This is a genomic window from Xanthobacter albus (assembly GCF_043194895.2).
In the GTDB taxonomy this organism is placed as follows: Bacteria; Pseudomonadota; Alphaproteobacteria; order Rhizobiales; family Xanthobacteraceae; genus Xanthobacter.
In genome coordinates, this window is sequence record NZ_CM195532.1 from 1,671,592 (window position 1) to 1,692,063 (window position 20,472).

Here is a 20,472-nt window from a genome sequence, read left to right on the forward strand (position 1 = left end):
TCAGCGGCGGACGAGAAGACTGCGCGGCGAAGAATCCTTGAGAGACTTTCCACGTCCTGACAAGCTCGGGTTGGTCATGAAATATTGATGGGCGTTGAAAGGTTCCTCGCCCGGCGCGGGGACTATGCGTTCCGAGGAGCCATCCGGCAACACCCGCCAGCTCTGCTGGTTGTCGATAAGGTTGGCGACCATGATCTGGTCCAGCACCTGCTCGTGCACCGTCGGGTTGGTGATGGGGCACAGCGTCTCGACCCGGCGGTCGAGGTTGCGGGGCATCAGGTCGGCGGAGGAGATGTAGACCAGCGCGTGCGGGCTCGGCAGGCCGTGGCCGGCGCCGAAGCAGTAGATGCGCGAGTGTTCCAGGAAGCGCCCGACGATGGACTTCACCCGGATGTTCTCCGAGAGGCCGGGGATGCCGGGGCGCAGGCAGCAGATGCCGCGGATCACGCAGTCCACCTGCACGCCGGCGCCGCTCGCCTCGTAGAGGGCGTCGATGATGACCGGGTCCACCAGCGAGTTGCACTTCAGCCAGATGGCCGCCGGCCGCCCGGCGCGCGCGTGCTCGATCTCCTCGCGGATGTGCTGGAGCAGGCGCGGCTTGAGCGAGACGGGGGAGACCGCCATGGCGTCGAGCTCGCCGGGCTCGGCATAGCCGGTGATGAAGTTGAAGACCCGCGCCACGTCCTGCGCGATCACCGGGTCGGCGGTGAAGAACGACAGGTCGGTGTAGATGCGCGCGGTGATGGGGTGGTAGTTGCCGGTGCCCACGTGCACGTAGGTGGCGAGCGTGCCGCCCTCGCGGCGCACCGCCATGGAGAGCTTGCCGTGGGTCTTCAGCTCGATGAAGCCGAACACCACCTGCACGCCGGCGCGCTCCAGGTCGCGGGCCCAGCGGATGTTGGCTTCCTCGTCGAAGCGGGCCTTCAGCTCCACCAGCGCGGTCACGGACTTGCCGGCCTCGGCGGCTTCCGCCAGCGCCTTCACGATGGGGCTGTCGGAGGAGGTTCGGTAGAGGGTCTGCTTGATGGCGACGACGTTGGGGTCTCTTGCGGCCTGGCGAAGGAACTGAACCACCACGTCAAAGGATTCATAAGGGTGGTGAACAAGAATGTCCTTTTCGCGAATGGCAAGAAAGCAGTCTCCGCCATTCTCGCGAATGCGTTCGGGAAATCGGGCATTGTAGGCCTGAAATTTCAGGTCCGGCCGATCCACCGAGACGAGCTGGGAAAACTCGTTCAGCGCCAGCACGCCGTTCACCACGAAGATTTCGTCATCGTGCACGCCCAGCTCGCGGGCCACGAAGTTGCGCAGCTCCTCCGGCATGGCGGCGTCCGCCTCCATGCGGATCACCTCGCCGTAGCGGCGCTGCTTCAGCGCGGTCTCGAACAGGCGCACCAGGTCTTCCGCCTCTTCCTCGATTTCGAGGTCGCTGTCGCGGACGACGCGGAACACGCCCTGGCCCTTCACCTTGTAGCCGGGGAACAGGCTGTCGATGAACAGGCCGATCATCTGCTCCAGGGTCATGAAGCGGGCGCCGGGGGTGACGGCGCTGTCGGGCAGGCGGATGAAGCGCTCCACCTTGGCGGGCACGCGGATGAGGGCGTTCATGCCCCGCCCGTCGGACTCGCGCACCAGCTGCAGCGCCAGCGAGAAGCCGAGATTGGGGATGAACGGGAAGGGATGCGCCGGATCGATGGCGAGGGGGGTGAGCACCGGGAACACGTGGTTCAGGAAGTGCCTCTCCAGGGCCGCGCGGTCGCTGGCGGAGGCGTCGGCACCGTCCACCAGGCTCACGCCCGCCCCCGCGAGGTCGCCACGCAGCTCGCGCCAGCGCGTCTGCTGGTCGGCGATGAGCTGGGCCGCGCTCGCCATGATCTTGGTGAGCTGCTCGGAAGGCGTGAGGCCGTCGGGGCTGCGGGTCTGCACGCCCTCGCGGATCTGCTCCTTCAGGCCCGCCACGCGGACCATGAAGAACTCGTCGAGATTGTTGGCGGAGATGGAGAGGAAGCGCAGCTGCTCCAGCAGCGGGTGGCTGCGGTTGGAGGCCTCTTCCAGGACCCGGCGGTTGAAGTGGAGCCAGGAGATCTCGCGGTTGATGAAGCGGTGCGGCGACTGCGCCAGGGCGAGCGCCTCCTCGACGGTCGCGCTCCGGGCGTTCTCGGGGAGGATCTCGTCTTCCTGCAAGGCGGCGGCTTCCTGTGCGCTCATCGTCGGCTCCCTGATGTCCGGGCGGACCATGGCCGTGTTAGGTGACTACTCTATGACGGATCGGCGAGGGCCGCATGTCACTGCGGCGGCGGGCCTCCCGGCGGGGGTGCGTCGGCCTCGTCCTCGCCGTCGTCCTCCGCGGCGGCGAGGTCGGGGCGCGCCTTCAGCACCTGGGCGGCGAGGGCGCGCGTGACCGGCCGATGGGCGGCGAGGGCCGCGCGGTCGATTTCCTCCACCACCTTCTGCGCCCCGGCCACCGAGCGCGGGATGCGCAGCAGGAGGTAGCTCACGGTGGCCTCGTCCACCGCCACCTGGCGGTCCGCGAACAGCTTCAGCAGCAGCGCGGCGAGCAGGTCGTCGTTCGCCGGCGCGATCTCGAACACCGGCACGGCCCGCAGCCGCGAGGCGAGGTCGGCGGTGGCGAAGGCGAGCTTCGCCGGCGGGGTGCGGGTGGTCATCAGCAGGAAGGCGCCCTGCTCGCGGGCGAGGTTGAGCAGGTGGAACAGGGCCGCCTCCTCCACCGGGCCGGTGTCGAGGTCCTCCAGCACCAGGGCGCCGGTGTCGAGGGCGGCCGGCACGCCGTCGCGGTCGAGCGCGCGGGCGGGAATGATCCTGGCGCCGGCGTGGGCGGCGAAGATGGCGGCGAGGTGGCTCTTGCCCGCCCCCTCTGGCCCCACCAGGCAGGCCACCTTCGAGGGCCAGTCGGGGAAGGCGTCGATGAGGGCGAGGGCGGCGGCGTTGCCGGGAGCGGCGAGGAAATCCTCGCGCCGCAGCGCCGGCTGCGCGGGCCATTCGAGCGGAAGCTGGCGCGGGGCGAGATCGCGGGCCGCCATGGGCTCAGCGCCCCTCCGGCGCCGACGGGTCGTCGACCGGGCCGCGGTAGAGGGAGGAGGCGTGGTATTGGGCGATGGCGAACCGCGCCAGCACCCCCGCCACCGCCGTCAGCGGCACCGCCAGCAGCAGGCCGACGAAGCCGAACAGGTAGCCGAACGCCAGCAGCGCGAACATGAGCCACACCGGGTGCACGCCGATGCTGTCGCCCACCAGCTTGGGATAGAGCACGTAGCCCTCGATGGTCTGGCCGGTGACGAAGATGGCGAGCACGATGCCGATCATGGTCCAGTCCGGGAAGAACTGCACGATGGCGACGCCGGTGGAGAGCACGAGGCCGGTAAGCGAGCCCACGTAGGGGATGAACGACACCGCCCCCGAGACGATGCCGATGAGCAGCCCGAAGTTCAGCCCCGTCATGGAGAGGGCGACGGCGTAGTAGATGCCGAGCGCGAGGCACACCAGCGCCTGCCCGCGCACGAAGCCGGCCACCGCGCCGTCCATGTCGCGGGCGAGGCCGTGCACCGCCTGCCGGTGGTGCACCGGCACCAGGCCGTCCACGAACTCCACCATGCTGTCCCAGTCGCACAGCATGTAGAACATCACCACCGGGGTCACGACCATGAGCGCGAACATGGAGATGACCGCCTGCCCGCCGGCCCACACCGAGGACAGCAGCCCGAGCAGGTAGGTGACGCCCTGGGTCATCAGCTCGGAGATGGAGCGCTGCATGTCGGGCAGCCGGTCGCCGACGATGTGGCTCAGCCACTCGCGGTTCTCTTCCGTTAGCAGGCCCTGGAGCCGCGCCACGTAGGCCGGCAGGCGCTGGATGAACTCGAACAATTGCGAGGCGAGGATGGGCAGCGCCAGCAGGAAGAACAGCACCACCACCAGCAGCATCACCACCACCACCGCCAGCGAGGCGATGGTGCGCCCGACGCCGAGCCGGTGGAGGCGAATCACGATGGGGTTGAGGAAATAGGCGAGCACGATGCCCGCCACGAACGGCAGCAGGATGCCGCTGAGCAGCCACATCGAGGCCACCACCGCCGCCAGCGCGCCGAACCAGAACCACAGGCGAATCCGAACCGGCATGGGCTCCCCCCGCTCGTCGTGGCCCGCCGGAGCGGCGGCGGCGTGCACGGGCAGCGCGGGCGCGGGGCGTTCGCCCCGCCCGCCGGGCTCGCCGTTCAACTGGCCGTGTGGCGCATCCATTCCGCGAGATAGGCAGCGGCCGAAAGCCCCGTCAAGAGCCCCACCGCCACCAGCCCGAGGGAGAAGGCCTGCGGCACCGCCACGTCGAAGCCGGAACTCGCCAGCACGAAGGTGGCAAAGGAAATCTGCGCGGCGGTGTTGAGCTTGGAGACCAGCAGCGGGCGGATCGCCACCGGCTTCGCCATCACCAGCGAGAGCACCACCGCCCCCACGATCATCACGTCACGCGAGACGACGGCGATGGCCACCCAGCGCGGAATGAGCCCCACCACCGCCAGCGCCACGTAGATGGACACCAGCAGCGCCTTGTCGGCCACCGGGTCGAGATAGGCGCCGAGCTCGGTCTGCATCTTGAAGCGCTTGGCGATGAAGCCGTCGAGCGCATCGGAGAGGCCGGCGGCGAGGAACAGCCAGAAGGCGAGCTGCATCTCGCCCACGCCGATGGCCCACACGATGGTGGGCACCAGCAGGATGCGGAACAGTGTAATGAGGTTGGGCACGCTCACGCCGCCGTCTCCCTCGTCTTGTCGTGCGCCGCGCCGCCCGGCCGGGCGGCGGGCCTCCTCATGGCCGGCGCGGGGCTTTCCGCGCCGCCGGCCCGTGCGTCCCGCTCAGGCCGGGTTGCGCTTCACCGCCAGCGGGCCGAACGCCTGCTGCGAGGCCATGGCCTGGATGCGGGTGATGTTCACGTGCCGGGGCAGGGTGCAGGCGAAGAACACCTGCTCGGCGATGTCCTCGCCGGTCATGGGCTGGGCCCCGGCATAGACGGTGTCGGCGCGGTCCTTGTCGCCGTGGAAGCGCACCACGGAGAACTCGGTCTCGGTGAGGCCGGGCTCGATGTTGGTGACGCGCACGCCGGTGCCGGCCACGTCCGCCCACAGGTTGAGCGCGAACTGCTTCACGAACGCCTTGGTGGCGCCGTAGACGTTGCCGCCGGGATAGGGATAGTCGCCGGCCACGGAGCCGGTGAGCACCACGTGGCCCTCGCCCCGCGCCACCATGGCGGGCAGGGTGGAGCGCACGGTGTAGAGCAGGCCGGAGACGTTGGTGTCCACCATGTCGTCCCAGTCCTCGATCTTCGCCGCCTGGGCCGGCTCCAGGCCGAGGGCGAGGCCGGCATTGGCGAACACGATATTGTAGGCGCGGAAGGGCTCGGGCAGGGCGTCCACGAAGTCCCGCGTCGCGTGCAGGTCGCGGGTGTCGAGCACGCCGGTGTGGACGAGGTCCCCGTATTGCGCCTTCAGGGCGTCCAGGCGCTCGGCCCGGCGGCCCACCGCGATGACGCGGGCGCCGGCCTCGGCGAAGCGTCGCGCCGTGGCGGCGCCGATGCCGGAGGTGGCGCCGGTGACCAGGAGGGTGAGGGTACGGGGGTCGAGGTGCTGGGACATGTCATCCTCCTGCGGGCGGAAAGCGGGGCCGTGGCCGGTGCTGGATAACGCGGCGGAAACCAAGCGTCCATCCGCCGGCGCATTGTGGTGGAAGCTTAGCCGAGTAGCCATGCTGCTGCCATGTTCTGCGGAAAGGGTGCACCGTTCACCCCCGTGCGGGCGCGCGCCGAGCGCCGGAACGGGCTGGGATCCGAACGTCGAACGGGCTCGCGATGGTGGCCGCCGGAAGGTGGCAGCAGCGGGTGGCCGGGGGATGCGGGGCGCGTCCGGAGAGTGTTGATGCGGGATTTTTGGTGCAAGGCGGTATGGCGCGGGCAAGCCCGGCGCGGGGTCATGTCCGGGACGGGCGCGGTGCTGGCCGCCGGCGGCCTCGCGGCGCTCCTCGCGGGCTGCAGCACCGAGCTGGACGGCTTCGGCGGCAAGCCCTCGGCCGTCGCCGCCAACCGGGTGGAGGCGCCCCAGCCGCTCGCCGCGCCCACCGGCGCGGTGGAGACCTCGCAGGTTCCCGCTCCGGCTGCCGCCCAGGCTTCCGCCGCCGCGCCCGAGGCCGCACCGGTGCGGACCGCTTCCGCCGCCGATGCCATCGCCCCGCGCACCACGGCCAACAACGTGCCCCTCGCCCCGCCGCCCGCCAACCCCGGCGGCGCGGCCTATGCCCCCACCGCCGCCAAGGAGCAGATCTCGGGCGCGTGGAGCTTCTCCTGGGACAACGGGCGCAACACCTGCCCCGTCACCCTGTCCACCACCCGCGGCCTCAGCGGCATGTCGGCGCAGGCGGACGTCTCCTGCCCCAGCGAGATTTTCATGACCAAGGGCTGGGACATGATGGGCCCGGACATCGTGCTGGAGAACCACCAGGGCAAGGTGACCGCGCGCCTGGTGCCGGCCGGTCCCAACCGCTACGTGGGCGTGATGACCGACACCAGCCAGCAGGTCGCGCTCGCCCGCTGAGCGCGCGGCCCGGCGCCCTGGGCGCGCCAGGGCGGAATGGGGCCTCGAAGCGGGCCTTTTCAGAGACATCGGAGCCTTGGAATTGTCCCTGAACCCGCGCGGGGCAGGGCGCGGTGCGCTGCGTCCGGACGTGAGGCGGGGGCAAGGGACGCCTGCGCATCGGCCATGCGCCGTGTGGGGGAGGGAAGGGCCGTTGCCGTCTCGCTCGCGTGCAGGCACGGCGGCTACGCCGGTGGAGCGGCGTTTCGGGACGCTGATTTCAGGAATGGTCCCGCCGCAATGGCTGCGGGATGCCGCCGGGCCGTGGCCCGGCGCAGGCGTCTCCGGCGGCGTGCGCCGCGGAGCGCGGGGTGAACGAGGCCGCTCAGCCGAAGATGACGGCGGCGACGATCACCGCATAGGCGGCCGCGAAGAAGAGGCTGTCGCGAAGAAGCTGGCGCTGGGCGAGGGTCATGTTCGCAGATCCATATTTTCCATGAACATGATAAAGTCATGTGAATTTGTCAATAAACAAATTCCATGCGTTAAATGGAGTGTCCCTCGCCCGGTGGAGAGCGCCTCAGCGCCCGGTGAAGGCCGGCGCCCGCTTGCCCACGAAGGCGGCCACCCCCTCCGCGAAATCGGCCGTCCCGGCACTGGCGATGAAGGCTTCCCGCTCGGCGTGGAGCTGCTCCGCCAGGGTGTGGGAGAAGGAGGCGCGCAGCAGGTGCTTCACCCGGCCGTAGGCGGCGGTGGGCCCGGCCGCGAGGCGCCGCGCCAGCGCGTCGGTCTCGGCGGCGAGGTCGGCGGCGGGCACCACCTTGTTCACCAGCCCCAGGCGCAGGGCCTCGGCGGCATCCACCGCATCGGAGAGCAGGGTCAGCTCCATGGCCTTGCGCAGGCCCACCACGCGCGGCAGCGAGAAGGTGCCCGAGCCGTCCGGCGTGGCGCCGATGCGGGTGTAGGCCATGGTGAAGCGGGCATCGTCGGCGGCCACCACCAGGTCCGCCGCCAGGGCCACGGAGAGGCCGGCGCCCGCCACCGCGCCGTGGACGCTCGCGATCACCGGTGCCGGCAGGCCGGCGAGGGCGAGCATGGTCTGGTGGAAGGGATCGATGATGGCCGCCACCACCTGCGGCGCCGCCGCGCCAGCCGTGTGGAAGCGTCCCACGTCGCCGCCGGCCAGGAAGGCCCGCCCCTCGCCCGAAAGCACCACGGCGCGCACGGTGTCGTCGTCCGCTACCCGGTCCACCGCCGCCTTCCAGGCCAGGATGGTGGCTTCGTCGAGGGCGTTGAGCACCTCCGGCCGGTTGAAGCGGATGCGGGCGATGCCTTCGGAGATGTCGAGCAGGATGGGCGCGGATGTCGCGGCGTCGGTCATGGAGCCTCCCGGCGGTTTCGTTGGTCTCGTTCATGGGCGGGCGCGAGGGCCGGCCACGGCCGAGCCTGCACCGGCGTCTCCCGCATCGCAAGACGGGGACTGCATTTCACGCGACATGTGTGTGTGATTTTATTTATTGCACATACATATTCGATGTTTTAGCTTGTAACTACGATATGGCGACGTGTTAATTCCACAGAATTTGTCAACTTCAAAACCGGGAGCCGGGCGCGATGACCTCGCCGCTGCAACGCAAGCTGAAGATCTCCGGCCCCACCGCCGTCACCGCGAACCGCCTCGCGGACGGCGTGGTGGTGTGGCTCACGCCCGCCGGCACCTGGAGCCTTGCCATCGCCGAGGCGGCGGTGGCCACCACTGGCGAGGAGGTTCAGCGCCTGCTCGCCATCGCCCACGGCGACGAGAATACGGCCGTCGGGGCCTATGCGGCCTCGGTCGTCCTCACCAGGGAGGGGCGCGCCGCCCCCGCCAACCTGCGCGAGCGCATCCGCGTGCTCGGCCCCACCGTGGGCGCCCCCCGCGCGGCCGCCGCCGCCGCGGCCTGAAGAGAGTTCGCACCCCATGTACGTCTATGACGAGTTCGATCGGACCTTCCTTCAGGAGCGTGTCGCCGAGTTCCGGGATCAGGTGGCCCGCCGCCTGTCCGGCGAATTGAACGAGGAGGAGTTCAAGCCGCTCCGCCTCATGAACGGCGTGTACCTGCAGCTCCACGCCTACATGCTGCGCGTGTGCATTCCCTACGGCACGCTGAGCGCGGACCAGCTCCGCCGGCTCGCCCGTGTGGCCCGGCGCTATGATCGCGGCTACGGCCATTTCACCACGCGCCAGAACATCCAGTACAATTGGATCAAACTTTCCGAGCTGCCGGACGCCATGGCCGAGCTGGCCGAGGTGGGCATCCACGGCATCCAGACCTCCGGCAACTGCATCCGCAACACCACCACCGACGCCTTCGCCGGCGCCGCGCGCGACGAGATCGAGGATCCGCGCCTCTATGCGGAGATCATCCGCCAGTGGTCGACGCTGCACCCCGAGTTCACCTACCTGCCGCGTAAGTTCAAGATCGCCATCACCGCGGCGAAGCATGACCGCGCCGCCACCCGCGTGCATGACGTGGGCCTGCGCCTCCACCAGCGCGACGGCAGGACCGGGTTCGAGGTGATGGTGGGCGGCGGGCTCGGCCGCACCCCCTATATCGGCAAGACCATCCGCGATTTCCTGCCGAAGGAGGACCTGCTCTCCTACCTGGAGGCGATCCTGCGCACCTACAATCTCGGCGGGCGGCGCGACAACATCTACAAGGCGCGCATCAAGATCCAGGTGCACGAGCTGGGCGCCGAGGCCTTCGCGCAGAAGGTGGAGGCCGAGTGGCGCGAGATCCGCGACGGCGCCCTGAAGCTGGATGACGCGGCCATCGCCGACATCGCCGGCCGCTTCTCCATTCCCGATTTCGAGGCCCTGGCCGACGGCCCGGCGGAGCTTTCCGCGGCGCTGGCGGAGCCGGCCTTCGCCCGCTGGCACGCCAATTCCGTGGCGCCCCACAAGGCGCCCGGCCATGCCATCGTCACCCTCTCGCTGAAGCCCGTGGGCGGCCCGCCCGGCGACTGCACGGCCGACCAAATGGACGCCATCGCCGACCTCGCCGAGCGCTATGCCCATGGCGAGATCCGCGTCGCCCACGAGCAGAACCTCGTGTTCCCCCACGTGCGGCAGAAGGACCTGCCGGCCCTGTGGAAGGCGCTCGACGCCATCGGGGTCGCCACCCCGAACGTGGGCCTCGTGAGCGACATCATCTCCTGCCCCGGCCTCGACTACTGCTCGCTCGCCAACACCCGCTCCATCCCCATCGCCCAGAAGCTGACGGAGCGCTTCGCCGACGACGCGCGCATCGCCGACATCGGCCGGCTGCACGTCAACATCTCCGGCTGCATCAACGCCTGCGGGCACCATCACATCGGCCACATCGGCATTCTCGGGGTGGAGAAGAAGGACGAGGAGTTCTTCCAGATCACCCTGGGCGGCAAGGGCAATTCCAAGGCGCGCCTGGGCGAGCTGATCGGGCCCGCCATCCCCGAGAGCGAGATCGTGGACGCGGTGGAGCGGCTGGTGGAGACCTATCTGGAGCTGCGCGCCTCGCCGGCCGAAACCTTCATCGCCGCGGTGGAGCGCCTCGGCATCGACCCCTTCAAGGAGCGCGCCTATGCCCCTCGTTAAGTCCGGCGCGACCATCGCCGATCCCTTCACCCCGGTGGCCGACGGCGAGGCCCTGCCCGACGGGCCGGTGATCGTCTCGGCCGCGCGCCTCGCGGCGGAGAAGGAAAGCCTCCTCGCCCGCAACGGCGAGATCGGGGTCGCCTGGCCCAACGACCGCGACGTGGGCGAGCTGCAGCCGCTGCTGTCGCGCCTGTCGCTCATCGTCCTGTCCCTGCCCAAGTTCCGCGACGGGCGCGCCTACAGCCAGGCGCGGCTGCTGCGCGAGCGCTACGGCTTCAGGGGCGAGCTGCGCGCCACCGGCAACGTGCTGCGCGACCAGCTCCTGATGCTCGTCCGCTCCGGCTTCGACGCTTTGGTGGTGGAGAAGGAGGCCGATGCCGCCGCGGCCGCCCAGGCGCTCGGCAGCTACTCCCTCTTCTACCAGCCCACGGGCGACGGCCGGCGCACTGTCGCCGAGGCGCGCCGCGCGCTGCAGGAGCGACCCGCATGAACGCCACCGCCGGAAGTGCCGGGGACCGCCCGGCCTTCCCCTCCCAGCCGCTGCCCCTCGACGTGTTCGCCCTCGACGCCGCGCTGCGCCGGAGCGAGCCGGAGAAGATAATCGAGATCGCGCTGGCGCTGTTTCCGGGGCGCATCGCGGCGGTGTCGTCCTTCGGCACCGAATCGGTGGTGCTGCTGCACATGATCGCGCAGGTGAGCAAGGCGGCGCCCATCGTCTTCCTCGACACCGGGCATCTCTTCCCCGAGACCCTGGCCTATCGCGACCAGCTCGTGGAGCTGCTGGGGCTCACCCAGGTGCTCACGTTCTCGCCCGATCCGCAGGCCCTGGCCGACCGGGACAAGGACGCCGGCCTGTGGGCCGAGGACCCGGACGCCTGCTGCGCCGTGCGCAAGGTGGAGCCGCTCGCCCGCGCGCTCGCCCCCTATGCGGCCTGGATCAACGGCCGCAAGCGCTACCAGGCGCAGACCCGCTCCACCATTCCGGTGGTGGAGGGCGACGGCGCGCGGGTGAAGTTCAACCCCCTCGCCACCCTGGGCCGCGAGGACCTCCTCGCCTACATGGAGCGCCAGGGGCTGCCCCATCATCCGCTGGAGAAGCACGGCTTCCTCTCCATCGGCTGCATGCCGTGCACCTCGCGCGTGAAGCCCGGCGAGGACCCGCGCGCCGGACGCTGGCGCGGCCGCGCCAAGACCGAGTGCGGCATCCACCTGGGAGAGGGGATCTAGGGCGCTTCCTGCGCGCACCGGCGCAGGGAAGTCGCTTCTGGCGCTTGAGGCCACGCATTTTCTTCACGCGAAACGGTTCCGCCGCGCTTGAAGATGCCCTCGATCAAGTCCGGCAAAGCGCGTAGCGGCTTTGCGTGTGGAGTTGCGACAAAACAAGGATTTGGAGCATGTTCGGCGAGCCGGTGCCTGCCGATCATGCGTTTGGGGCGGGATCGTCCTATGATGGCGGCATTGGGGGCCTCGCCCTTCCGCCGCCTCGCCCCTCGGCCGTTCCGTGCCGCCGGCCGTCCCTTCGGGGGCGTCCGGGCGGCGCCCGCCCATGACGCGGCGCCGCATGGCCGTCCGCCCCGAAACGCGGCAAGACCGCCCGGCTGCGCGGGTGGCCTGCCGCTCGCCGGAACCCGTCCGCGCCCGCGGCCGCAGAGGACCTTGCCCATGAGCTTGCTTGCCCAGGATGCGCCGCCCCGAGATGCGCCGCGCGCGGCGCCCCCGGCCCTCGGCGTGAGCGAGGGGCCGCCCTCCGGGCTTTCCGAGGGGCGGGCCCTGGCCCGCCATGGCCACCGCCCGGTGAACACCGAGCCGGCGGCGGTGCGCATCACCCTCACGGTGCTGGCGCTGGCCTTCCTCGGCCTGTTCATCGGCCTGCCGCTGCTGGCGGTGTTCGTGGAGGCGTTCAAGCGCGGGGTTCCCGCCTATCTCGCCGCCCTTGTCGATCCCGATGCCTTGGCGGCCATCCGCCTCACGCTGGTGGTGGCGGCCATCTCGGTGGCGGCCAATCTCCTGTTCGGGCTCGCGGCCTCCTGGGCCATCGCCAAGTTCGAGTTCCCCGGCAAGAGCCTGCTGATCTCGCTGATCGACCTGCCGTTCTCGGTCTCGCCGGTGGTGGTGGGCCTCATGTTCGTGCTGCTGTTCGGCTCCCACGGCCTGTTCGCGGCGTGGCTCGCGGCGTGGGACGTGAAGATCATCTTCGCCTTGCCGGGCATCGTGCTCGCCACCGTGTTCGTCACCTTCCCGTTCGTGGCGCGGGAGCTGATTCCGCTGATGCAGGAGCAGGGCACGTCCGAGGAAGAGGCGGCGGTCTCGCTCGGCGCGTCGGGGCTCTCCACCTTCTTCCGCGTCACCCTGCCCAACGTGAAATGGGCGCTGCTCTACGGTGTGCTGCTCTGCAACGCGCGCGCCATGGGCGAGTTCGGCGCGGTCTCGGTGGTGTCGGGGCACATTCGCGGCCTCACCAACACCATGCCGCTGCACATCGAGATCCTCTATAACGAATACCAGTTCGTGGCCTCGTTCGCGGTGGCCTCGCTGCTGGCGCTGCTGGCGCTGGTGACGCTGGTGGCCAAGACCGTGCTGGAGCACCGGCTGGCCGAGGCGGACCGCTGACGTCGCGCCCCGCGCGGGTGCTATAAGGGCCGGGTGCCGTGGAATGACGCCGCGGGGGCCTTCCGGCCCGCCCGCGGCGGATGCGGACTGAGGCCTCGCACCGGGCCTGCCGCAGGATCGAGGAGAACCGCCGTGCCGCCGCTGTTCGTCGTCGCCCTGGGCGCCTTCGGCGCCGCCGCCCTGGTGAAGGTCATCGCCAACGAGGCGCGCCGCGTCAACGCCCGCATGGACCGCCAGCGGGCGGCCGAGGACGGGGCGCTGAAGACCATCCCGCTGGAGCGCGACCCCGTGACCGGCGAATACCGCCCCCGCCCGCACTGACGCGGCCGGCGCTGGCCGATTCGAGAGCGGGCCGCGGTGGAAGGTCATGCCATCGGCTGCGGCACTGGAGGCCGGTCCGTGGCGGGCGCGACACCGGCTTGGCTTGAGCGTCTGGCGGGCCTTCGGCATCACGGCGGTGTCGGGCGCGGTGGCTTCCGGTCGCGCGGCCCCGAGAGAACGCCCCTGAGAACGCCCTCCGGAAGCCGGTGCGAGCGAAAAATGCCTCAGTCCTTCGCCGGGGCGCAGGCGACCGCGGCGCCGATGGCGGCATTGCCGCACCCGGCCGCAGCGCGCCGCGCCTTCATGCTGCGCCGGTGCTCGCAGGTGAGCGCATAGAGCCCGGCCCCCACCACCAGCACCATGCCCACCGTGGTCCAGATGTCCGGCAGGTCGCCGAACACCAGGTAGCCGGAGACCAGCGCTCCGAACACCATGAGGTAGCGCAGGGGCGAGACCGAGGCCACCGGCGCGTGTCGGAAGGCGAACACCAGCAGCAGCGTGCCCGCCGCGAATGCGGTCGAGGCGATGCACACCACGCCCAGCACCTGGAGGGAGGGCGCGTGCCACGGCTCCCAAAGCGCGAACAGGGCGGCGCTCGAAACCAGCACGATGCCCGAGGAGAAGCCCACCACCGGGCCGGGAATGTCCATGCCGATGCCGCGGGTCATCACGTCCCGCGCCGAGCCGCAGAAGGCGGCGAACGCCGGCAGCAGGGCGAACGCGGAGAAGGTGGCGGGGTCCGGCCGGGTCACGATGATCGCGCCGCAGAAGCCGATGACGATCGCGCACCAGCTGCGCCAGCTCACCTTCTCCCCCAGCATGGGCACCGCCAGCGCCGTCGTCATCAGCGGCGCCACCATGTAGATGGTGGTGGAGGAGGCGATGGGCATCACCGCCAGCGCCGCCACGTAGAGGAAGGTGGTGAGCGAATCGAGCGACGAGCGCGCCAGCACCCGCGGGCGGAACGCCATGGGCAGGGCCGGAAGGTCCCCACCCCGCGCCACCAGCGCCAGGATCATCAGCACCGAGAGCAGGGTGCGCAGGAAGATGGCCTCGCCCAGCGGCAGCTCGCGCACCGCCACCTTCAGGCAGGTGTCGTTGGTGATGAACATGGCCATGGCCAGCGCCATGGCGATGACGCCCTTCAGCGCCATGCCCGGCGCGCCGCCGGCCGGCTGGTTGCCACCCGTCCCGTTCGTCATCTCTCGCCCTTCGAACGCGCTTCCCCGGATCCGCGCCGGAGCGCCGGTGCGCGGCGTCTCCCCTGCGCGCGGGGCCTCCTGCCGCGGGCGTGGGCGGAGCCGGGACACGCTGTCCGCGCTTTCCCGTTCCCGCCGGCCAGTCGCGCCGGAGGACATTCCCGCGCCGCGCCGCCGGAGGCCGGCGGCGGAAAGCGGATCATGCTTCGTACTTAGCGTATTCGCCCGCGCGGCGACCTTGCGGAATTCCGGCCGCTCGGCCGGCGGCCCTGCGCGGCGCGCATGGCCGCGCCCCAGTCGCGCCGCAATGCTGAAGCGCACCTTAAGGCATGTGCGCCGAACACCGGTTGGCCGAACATGCTCCAGGTCTTTCGTTCATCGCAATTGCGGACGCGAAACCGCCACGCGCTTTCGCTGGAATTGCCCTAGCCGCCCGTGGCGCTCATGTGCCGGCTCACCGCCGGGCCATGGGCGCGGTCGATGACGAAGTCGTGGCCCTTGGGCTTGCGGAAGATGGCGGCGTCGATGGCGGCGTGAAGGGCCTCGTCGGTGGGGGAGGCGCGCAGCGGCGCGCGCAGGTCGGCGGCGTCCTCCTGGCCGAGGCACATGTAGAGGGTGCCGGTGCAGGTCACCCGCACCCGGTTGCACCCCTCGCAGAAATTGTGGGTGAGCGGAGTGATGAAGCCGAGCCGCCCGCCGGTTTCCTTCACCTCCACGTAGCGCGCCGGCCCGCCGGTGCGGTAGGCGATGTCCGAGAGGGTGAAGCGCTGCTCCAGCCGCGCGCGCACGGCATCGAGCGGCAGGTATTGGTCCGCGCGCTCCTCGCCCACCTCGCCGAGCGGCATCACCTCGATGAGGGAAAGGTCGTGCCCCTCGCCATGGGCCCATTCCACGAGGCTCGGGATCTCTTCCTCGTTCACGCCCTTGAGCGCCACGGTGTTGATCTTCACCCGGATGCCCGCGGCCTTGGCGGCGGCGATGCCCTCCATCACGCGGGCGAGGTCGCCCCAGCGGGTCACGGCGCGGAAGCGGGCGGCATCGCGCGTGTCCAGGGAGACGTTGATGCGCCGGACGCCGCAGGCCGCGAGGTCGGCCGCGTGGCGGGCGAGCAGGGAGCCGTTGGTGGTGAGCGTCAGCTCGTCCAGCCGGCCGGTCTCCAGGTGGCGCGAGAGGCTCGAAACCAGGGTCATCACGTCGCGCCGCACCAGCGGCTCGCCGCCCGTGAGGCGCAGCCGGCGCACCCCGCGCATGACGAAGGCGCCGCACAGCCGGTCCAGCTCCTCCAGGCTCAGCAGTTCCGGCTTCGGCAGGAAGGTCATGTGTTCGGACATGCAATAGACGCAGCGGAAATCGCAGCGGTCCGTCACCGAGACCCGCAGGTAGGTCACGGCGCGGCCGAAGGTATCCACCAGCGGCCCGGCATCGCGGCCGGCGGCGACGCTCGGCCGGTCGATCAGGTCCCTCAGCACGGCACTCACCGCCTCGCTCTCCTCGCCATCCGCCCGCGCCGTCCCGTCCGCCGGCTTGCCGCCGGTCTCGAAGGGTCCGTCCTGCCTGCGGCAGCGCGCGGACTTCGGCGCCTGATCCTTATATCGTATGCAACGGCGACATGAACAGGGAGCCGGCGCACGAAGCCGTGCTTCAAGACAAGCCGTGCTCCAACACAAGGACCGCCCGCAATGACCGGGAACATCACCCAGCAGGAGACGCCCCAGCCCCCCGCGCCCGAGCCGGTGCCCGCCGCCTGGCCCACCGAGATTCGACTGGCGCACGACAAGGATGCCCTCGACATCGCCTTCGACGACGGCGCGCGCTTCCGCATTCCCGCCGAGCTGCTGCGGGTGGAGAGCCCTTCCGCCGAGGTGCAGGGCCATGCGCCCCACGAGAAGGTGACGGTGGCCGGCAAGCGCGCGGTGCGTATCACCGGCGTGGAGGCGGTGGGCAATTACGCCCTCCGCCTCACCTTCGACGACGGCCATTCCACCGGCATCTACCCCTGGGCGCTGCTCTACCGCTACGGGCGGGACCAGGAGGCGCTGCTCACCGCCTATGCCGAGGTGCTGGCGGCGCGGGGCCTCTCGCGCGGCTGAGACTGGAGGTGTTTGAGCGGAACTGAGGCGGCACCGGACAGAGCCGGGGCCGATGGCATGAGGCGCGCGGCGCGCTCAGGGCCGCCCCGCCGTCCTCCTTGGTGAAGCGCTCCGGCCTGCGGTCGGCGCGCTGCTCCGCCTGCCCGGCCTGGGGCGGGAGGGGAGCGCCCGTCAGCGCTCCACGGAGATCACGCGGCCCTTCTCCACCGCCAGGGCGATGCGGCCGGCCTTGAGGGCGAGGGCGCGCTCGCCGAACAGCTCGCGCCGCCAGCCCTTCATGGCGGGCACGTCGGCCTCGTCATCCACGGCGATGCGTTCCAGGTCGTCGGTGGTGGCGATCACCTTGGCGGCCACCGCGTTCTGCTCGGCGGTCATGCGCAGCAGCACCTTCAGCAGCTCCACGGTGGCGTTGGCCCCGTTGGGCAGCGGCTTGTCGCGCTCGATGCGCGGGAGCGCGCGCGGGTCGCGGGCGAGGCCGCGCTTCACCGCCTCCAGCACCGCCTCGCCATAGCGCGAGCGCTCGAAGCCCTTGGGCAGGGAGCGCAGCTCGGAGAGCTTTTCGGGGGTCTGCGGCTGCTGCACGGCGATCTCGCCGATCACCTCGTCCTTGATGACGCGGCCGCGCGGCAGGTCTCGGCTCTGGGCCTCGCGCTCGCGCCATGCGGCCACCTCCACCAGCACCCCCAGCTCGCGCGGCTTGCGCACGCGGGATTTCAGGCGCTCCCAGGCGGTGTCGGGGTTCTGGTCGTAGGTGGCGGGGGAGGTGAGCACATGCATCTCCTCGCCCACCCATTCGCCGCGGCCGCGGGTGTCGAGGTCGGCCGTGAGCCGCATGTAGATGTCCCGCAGGTGGGTCACGTCGGTGACCGCATAGGCCACCTGCGCCGGGCTGAGGGGACGGCGCGACCAGTCGGTGAAACGGGAGGACTTGTCGATGGCGTGCCCGCACACCCGCTGCACGAGCTGGTCGTAGGAGATGCTGTCGCCGTAGCCCAGCACCATTGCCGCCACCTGGGTGTCGAACACCGGGTGGGGGATGAGGCGGGCCTGGTGCCAGATGATCTCGATGTCCTGCCGGCCGGCGTGGAACACCTTCATGACCTGGGTGTCGGCCATGAGCTGGTAGACGGGCGCGAGGTCGAGCCCCTCGGCCAGCGCGTCCACCACGATGGCCTCCTCCGGGGAGGCCAGCTGCACGACGCACAGCTTGGGCCAGAACGTGGTCTCGCGGAGGAATTCCGTGTCCACGGTGACGAAGGGATGGCGGGCGAGACGCTCACAAGCCGATACGAGAGCGTCGGTCGTGGTGATGAGATCCATAAGGCGACCATATCCGCGTCGGAGCGCGGGCGGAAGGGATTGTGGCGTGATTTTGTCCGGCTGCGGCGGGATGATGGCGCGGGCGGCCTTGCCTCGGTCCCCGCCTCAGCCGGCGGAGGCGCGGGCGAGGCGCGTCGCCTCCTCCTCCGACATGGGCGGGCCCAGGAGGAAGCCCTGGAAATGGGTGCAGCCTTCCTGCTTCAGGAAGTCGAGCTGGGCCTGGTCCTCGATGCCTTCGGCCGTGCTCTTGAGCTCCAGCGCCTGCGCGAGGCTGAGGATCGCCTTCACGATGGCCCGCGTATGGGGATCGTCCACCACGCGGCGGATGAAGCTCTGGTCGATCTTCAGGCGGCTGATGTTCAGCACCTGCAGGTAGCGTAGGGAGGAATAGCCGGTGCCGAAATCGTCGAGGGCGAGGATGATGCCCTCCGCGCGGAACCGGTCCAGCAGGGCGCGGACGGAAGAGTCCGCCTTCAGCAGCAGCGATTCGGTGATTTCCAGCTCCAGCCGGGCGGGCGGCAGGCCGCTGCGCTTCAGCGCGTCCCGGACCTGTTGCTCCGTGTGCCCGCCCCGGAACTGCGCCGGGGAGACGTTGACCGAGATGAAGAGGTGCTCCGGCCAGCCGGCGGCGGTGCGGCAGGACTGGTCGAGGATCCAGCTGCCCACCTTCAGGATCAGGCCCGATTCCTCCACCACCGGGATGAAGCGCTCGGGCGGCACCTCCCCGCGCACGGGGTGGCGCCAGCGCAGCAGCGCCTCGAACCCGGCGAGCCGCCCGCTCGCGGCCTCGAAGATGGGCTGGTAGGCCATGCGGAACTGGCTGTTCTCCCAGGCCTCGTGCAGGTCGAGCTCGATGTCGCGCCGGGCGCGGGCGGTGTCGCCCATGTTGGCCTCGAACAGGCGCGCGGTGCCGCGGCCGTCGTTCTTGGCCCCGTAGAGGGCGAGGTCGGCGCATTTGAGCAGGGTGGCGACATCGGTTCCGTCGCGCGGGAACATGGCGATGCCCACGCTGGCGCCGGTGAGCACCTGGTGGTGCTCCAGCATGAAGGGCGCCCTCAGGGCCTCGATGACGGCGAGGGCGGCGGCCTCCGCCTGCGCGTCGTCCTCGGCCTCGCCGCAGATCACGGCGAACTCGTCGCCGCCCAGGCGCGCCACGAAGTCGTGCTCCGCCACCGCATCCAGCAGCCGCTCGGCGACCGCCTGGAGCAGGGCGTCGCCGATGTCGTGGCCCAGGGTGTCGTTGACGCTCTTGAAATAGTCGAGGTCGATGAAGAGAAGGGCGATCCTGCGGTCGCCGGCATGGGCGAGGCGGGTGGCCAGCCGCTCGGCGAAGAACAGGCGGTTGGGCAGGCCGGTGAGGGCGTCGTAGCGCGCCCGGCGGCGCTCCATCTCCGAAAAGGCCCGCTCGCTGTCGAGCTGGCGGATGACGAAATAGATGACGAGGCCGATGAGGCCGCACACCAGCACGGCCGCCAGGATGACGGGCAGCATCTGCCGCCAAGCCTGCTCCTCCAGCCAGTCTACGCTGTCGCTGATGACCACGGCGAGGGGGAAGTTCGCGAGCTTCTCCACCGCCACCACGCGCTCGCGCGCATCGAGGATGCCGGCGGGGATCACCTCGTCGCCGCCCGCGCGCGCGAACAGGGCGCGAGCGATCCCGGCCCGCACCGCCGCGTCGCGGGGGAACTGGGCGGCGCTGCCGGGCACGCGCGCCAGGAGGGCGCCGTCGTCGCGCAGCAGGGCGATGAGGCCCGAGGGGGCGAGGTCGATGTTGGCGAAGTTCTCCTCGAACGAGGATTGCTCCATGGCCCCGAGGATGATGCCCAGGAAGGTGCCGTCGGGCGCGGTGACGCGCCGCCCCAGGAACATGGTGACGGTGCCCGTCACCGTGTTCCGCACCGGCTCGCCGATGAAGGTGGGCGGCCCCTTCATGCTGCTCAATACAATGAAGTAGTCGCGGTGGGCGAGGTCGATGTCCGGGGTCGGCCAGCGGCGGGTGGTGCTCACGAGCCGGCCGTCGCTGCCGATGACCGAGAGGGCATCCACGTGGGGCAGGCCGGACATCTTTTCCCGCATCAGCCGGTAGATGGAGCGCTGCCCCATGGCCGCAGCGAACTCCTGGGGCGTGGCGATGCCCGCGTCGGCGACGCGCTCGGCGAGGCTGCGCTGCACGAGGTCGAGGCTTTGCAGCGCCCGGTCCGTCTGCTCCGCGAGCGAGATGGCGAGATTGCGGACCTCGCGCCGGTGCTCCGCATAGCTCTGCCGGTAGAGCGAGGTGACGAGCGCAGCGGTGCCGATGCAGATGATCGCGCAGATGACGACGCCGAGGCCGACCAGCAGCGCCCGTGGCCGCAGCAGGCGCGGCGGGGGCGCAAGGGCGGCATCCTCGCGGAGGTCATCGGCGGCGGCGGCCTCCAGGCGGGAGGCGGGCGAAGCGGTGCCGGAAGGGGAAGGGCCTGAACTCACTCGGTATCCCGTGTTTGGGTGCCGGCCGCCGCCTCCGGTCCGGCGCGCGCCTCACGTGCGGATGGTCATACCACGCCGCTGCCGCGCGAAACAGGACCGTGGCTGTCACAGGCCCCCGACAAAATTTGACAATTGCCCGCCCATATCGAAAAGCGCCGGCTCAGGTTGGCGATCGACGATCCCGACGCCGCTTGATCCGTTCATAGACGTATTGCGGTGTCTTCGTTGCGTCCAGGCGTCCTTATCGCCGCTCTCCCATTGTCAAAAGCTTGACACGGCGC

The 20,472-nt window shown here is 70.5% G+C and carries 18 protein-coding genes; 8 read left to right on the top strand and 10 right to left on the bottom strand.

What is annotated here, in order from left to right:
* The 5 genes from V5F75_RS07495 to V5F75_RS07515 all read right to left on the bottom strand — a co-directional run bounded on the left by V5F75_RS07495 (window position 1) and on the right by V5F75_RS07515 (window position 5,642).
* On the bottom strand, window positions 1-2,208 hold the full coding sequence (locus V5F75_RS07495; RefSeq protein WP_394035621.1) for an RNA degradosome polyphosphate kinase: 2,208 nt from the start codon (window positions 2,206-2,208) through the stop codon (window positions 1-3).
* Window positions 2,209-2,285: 77 nt separating this feature from the next.
* On the bottom strand, window positions 2,286-3,041 hold the full coding sequence (locus V5F75_RS07500) for a P-loop NTPase family protein (RefSeq protein ID WP_394035619.1): 756 nt from the start codon (window positions 3,039-3,041) through the stop codon (window positions 2,286-2,288).
* 4 nt (window positions 3,042-3,045) lie between these two features.
* The gene (locus V5F75_RS07505; RefSeq protein WP_394035617.1) at window positions 3,046-4,134 is read right to left on the bottom strand and encodes an AI-2E family transporter; all 1,089 of its coding nucleotides are present in this window, start codon (window positions 4,132-4,134) and stop codon (window positions 3,046-3,048) included.
* 95 nt (window positions 4,135-4,229) lie between these two features.
* The gene (locus tag V5F75_RS07510; RefSeq protein ID WP_394035615.1) at window positions 4,230-4,760 is read right to left on the bottom strand and encodes a CDP-alcohol phosphatidyltransferase family protein; all 531 of its coding nucleotides are present in this window, start codon (window positions 4,758-4,760) and stop codon (window positions 4,230-4,232) included.
* 105 nt (window positions 4,761-4,865) lie between these two features.
* Entirely contained in the window at window positions 4,866-5,642 is a 777-nt protein-coding gene (locus V5F75_RS07515; RefSeq protein WP_394035613.1) for an SDR family NAD(P)-dependent oxidoreductase, read from the bottom strand.
* Between the two features lie 333 nt (window positions 5,643-5,975).
* On the opposite strand from V5F75_RS07515, the gene V5F75_RS07520 reads away from it, so the two are divergent.
* A complete protein-coding gene (locus V5F75_RS07520) occupies window positions 5,976-6,593 on the top strand; it encodes a protease inhibitor Inh/omp19 family protein (protein ID WP_394035611.1) in 618 nt (205 codons plus the stop codon).
* A gap of 559 nt (window positions 6,594-7,152) precedes the next feature.
* Here V5F75_RS07520 and V5F75_RS07525 read toward each other — a convergent pair.
* On the bottom strand, window positions 7,153-7,953 hold the full coding sequence (locus V5F75_RS07525; RefSeq protein WP_394035609.1) for an enoyl-CoA hydratase/isomerase family protein: 801 nt from the start codon (window positions 7,951-7,953) through the stop codon (window positions 7,153-7,155).
* Window positions 7,954-8,186: 233 nt separating this feature from the next.
* Here V5F75_RS07525 and V5F75_RS07530 point away from each other — a divergent pair, with 233 nt between their 5' ends.
* From V5F75_RS07530 to V5F75_RS07555, 6 genes are all read left to right on the top strand, one after another.
* Window positions 8,187-8,516, top strand: coding sequence for a DUF2849 domain-containing protein (locus V5F75_RS07530; RefSeq protein WP_394035607.1), 330 nt, complete (start codon window positions 8,187-8,189; stop codon window positions 8,514-8,516).
* A 16-nt stretch (window positions 8,517-8,532) separates the two neighbouring features.
* Window positions 8,533-10,185, top strand: a complete 1,653-nt coding sequence (locus V5F75_RS07535; protein ID WP_394035605.1) for a nitrite/sulfite reductase — start codon at window positions 8,533-8,535, stop codon at window positions 10,183-10,185.
* A complete protein-coding gene (locus V5F75_RS07540) occupies window positions 10,172-10,675 on the top strand; it encodes a DUF934 domain-containing protein (RefSeq protein WP_394035603.1) in 504 nt (167 codons plus the stop codon). The genes V5F75_RS07535 and V5F75_RS07540 overlap by 14 nt, the downstream gene beginning before the upstream one ends.
* Window positions 10,672-11,412 (top strand): phosphoadenylyl-sulfate reductase, encoded by a 741-nt coding sequence (locus V5F75_RS07545; RefSeq protein ID WP_394035601.1) that lies wholly within the window; start codon window positions 10,672-10,674, stop codon window positions 11,410-11,412. Before V5F75_RS07540 ends, V5F75_RS07545 begins: the two co-directional genes overlap by 4 nt.
* A 435-nt stretch (window positions 11,413-11,847) precedes the next feature.
* Complete coding sequence (cysW, locus tag V5F75_RS07550; RefSeq protein ID WP_394035599.1) at window positions 11,848-12,795, top strand: sulfate ABC transporter permease subunit CysW; 948 nt, start codon at window positions 11,848-11,850, stop codon at window positions 12,793-12,795.
* Between the two features lie 132 nt (window positions 12,796-12,927).
* Window positions 12,928-13,116: a hypothetical protein gene (locus tag V5F75_RS07555; RefSeq protein ID WP_394035597.1), complete on the top strand. Its 189-nt coding sequence runs from the start codon at window positions 12,928-12,930 to the stop codon at window positions 13,114-13,116.
* 224 nt (window positions 13,117-13,340) lie between these two features.
* On the opposite strand, the gene V5F75_RS07560 is transcribed toward V5F75_RS07555, so the two are convergent.
* The gene (locus V5F75_RS07560; RefSeq protein WP_394035595.1) at window positions 13,341-14,318 is read right to left on the bottom strand and encodes a DMT family transporter; all 978 of its coding nucleotides are present in this window, start codon (window positions 14,316-14,318) and stop codon (window positions 13,341-13,343) included.
* 422 nt (window positions 14,319-14,740) lie between these two features.
* Window positions 14,741-15,784 carry a GTP 3',8-cyclase MoaA gene (gene moaA, locus V5F75_RS07565; protein WP_394035798.1) on the bottom strand — a complete coding sequence of 348 codons (1,044 nt, stop codon included), beginning with the start codon at window positions 15,782-15,784 and terminating at the stop codon, window positions 14,741-14,743.
* A 210-nt stretch (window positions 15,785-15,994) separates the two neighbouring features.
* On the opposite strand from moaA, the gene V5F75_RS07570 reads away from it, so the two are divergent.
* Window positions 15,995-16,405, top strand: coding sequence for a gamma-butyrobetaine hydroxylase family protein (locus V5F75_RS07570; RefSeq protein WP_394035593.1), 411 nt, complete (start codon window positions 15,995-15,997; stop codon window positions 16,403-16,405).
* 171 nt (window positions 16,406-16,576) lie between these two features.
* Here the strand turns inward: V5F75_RS07570 and rnd are convergent, their stop codons facing one another.
* The gene (gene rnd, locus V5F75_RS07575) at window positions 16,577-17,725 is read right to left on the bottom strand and encodes a ribonuclease D (protein ID WP_394035591.1); all 1,149 of its coding nucleotides are present in this window, start codon (window positions 17,723-17,725) and stop codon (window positions 16,577-16,579) included.
* 105 nt (window positions 17,726-17,830) lie between these two features.
* A complete protein-coding gene (locus tag V5F75_RS07580; RefSeq protein ID WP_394035589.1) occupies window positions 17,831-20,191 on the bottom strand; it encodes a putative bifunctional diguanylate cyclase/phosphodiesterase in 2,361 nt (786 codons plus the stop codon).
* Between the last annotated feature and the right edge of the window lie 281 nt (window positions 20,192-20,472).

What these genes read in the sequence shown, in the direction of transcription:
- V5F75_RS07540 (WP_394035603.1), top strand. Translation starts at nt 10,172, where the DNA reads ATGCCCCTCGTTAAGTCCGGCGCGACCATCGCCGATCCCTTCACCCCG.
- V5F75_RS07520 (WP_394035611.1), top strand. Translation starts at nt 5,976, where the DNA reads ATGTCCGGGACGGGCGCGGTGCTGGCCGCCGGCGGCCTCGCGGCGCTC.
- V5F75_RS07530 (WP_394035607.1), top strand. Translation starts at nt 8,187, where the DNA reads ATGACCTCGCCGCTGCAACGCAAGCTGAAGATCTCCGGCCCCACCGCC.
- V5F75_RS07545 (WP_394035601.1), top strand. Translation starts at nt 10,672, where the DNA reads ATGAACGCCACCGCCGGAAGTGCCGGGGACCGCCCGGCCTTCCCCTCC.
- V5F75_RS07515 (WP_394035613.1), bottom strand. Translation starts at nt 5,642, where the DNA reads ATGTCCCAGCACCTCGACCCCCGTACCCTCACCCTCCTGGTCACCGGC.
- rnd (WP_394035591.1), bottom strand. Translation starts at nt 17,725, where the DNA reads ATGGATCTCATCACCACGACCGACGCTCTCGTATCGGCTTGTGAGCGT.
- V5F75_RS07570 (WP_394035593.1), top strand. Translation starts at nt 15,995, where the DNA reads ATGACCGGGAACATCACCCAGCAGGAGACGCCCCAGCCCCCCGCGCCC.
- V5F75_RS07535 (WP_394035605.1), top strand. Translation starts at nt 8,533, where the DNA reads ATGTACGTCTATGACGAGTTCGATCGGACCTTCCTTCAGGAGCGTGTC.
- V5F75_RS07495 (WP_394035621.1), bottom strand. Translation starts at nt 2,208, where the DNA reads ATGAGCGCACAGGAAGCCGCCGCCTTGCAGGAAGACGAGATCCTCCCC.
- V5F75_RS07560 (WP_394035595.1), bottom strand. Translation starts at nt 14,318, where the DNA reads ATGACGAACGGGACGGGTGGCAACCAGCCGGCCGGCGGCGCGCCGGGC.
- V5F75_RS07505 (WP_394035617.1), bottom strand. Translation starts at nt 4,134, where the DNA reads ATGCCGGTTCGGATTCGCCTGTGGTTCTGGTTCGGCGCGCTGGCGGCG.
- V5F75_RS07525 (WP_394035609.1), bottom strand. Translation starts at nt 7,953, where the DNA reads ATGACCGACGCCGCGACATCCGCGCCCATCCTGCTCGACATCTCCGAA.
- cysW (WP_394035599.1), top strand. Translation starts at nt 11,848, where the DNA reads ATGAGCTTGCTTGCCCAGGATGCGCCGCCCCGAGATGCGCCGCGCGCG.
- V5F75_RS07500 (WP_394035619.1), bottom strand. Translation starts at nt 3,041, where the DNA reads ATGGCGGCCCGCGATCTCGCCCCGCGCCAGCTTCCGCTCGAATGGCCC.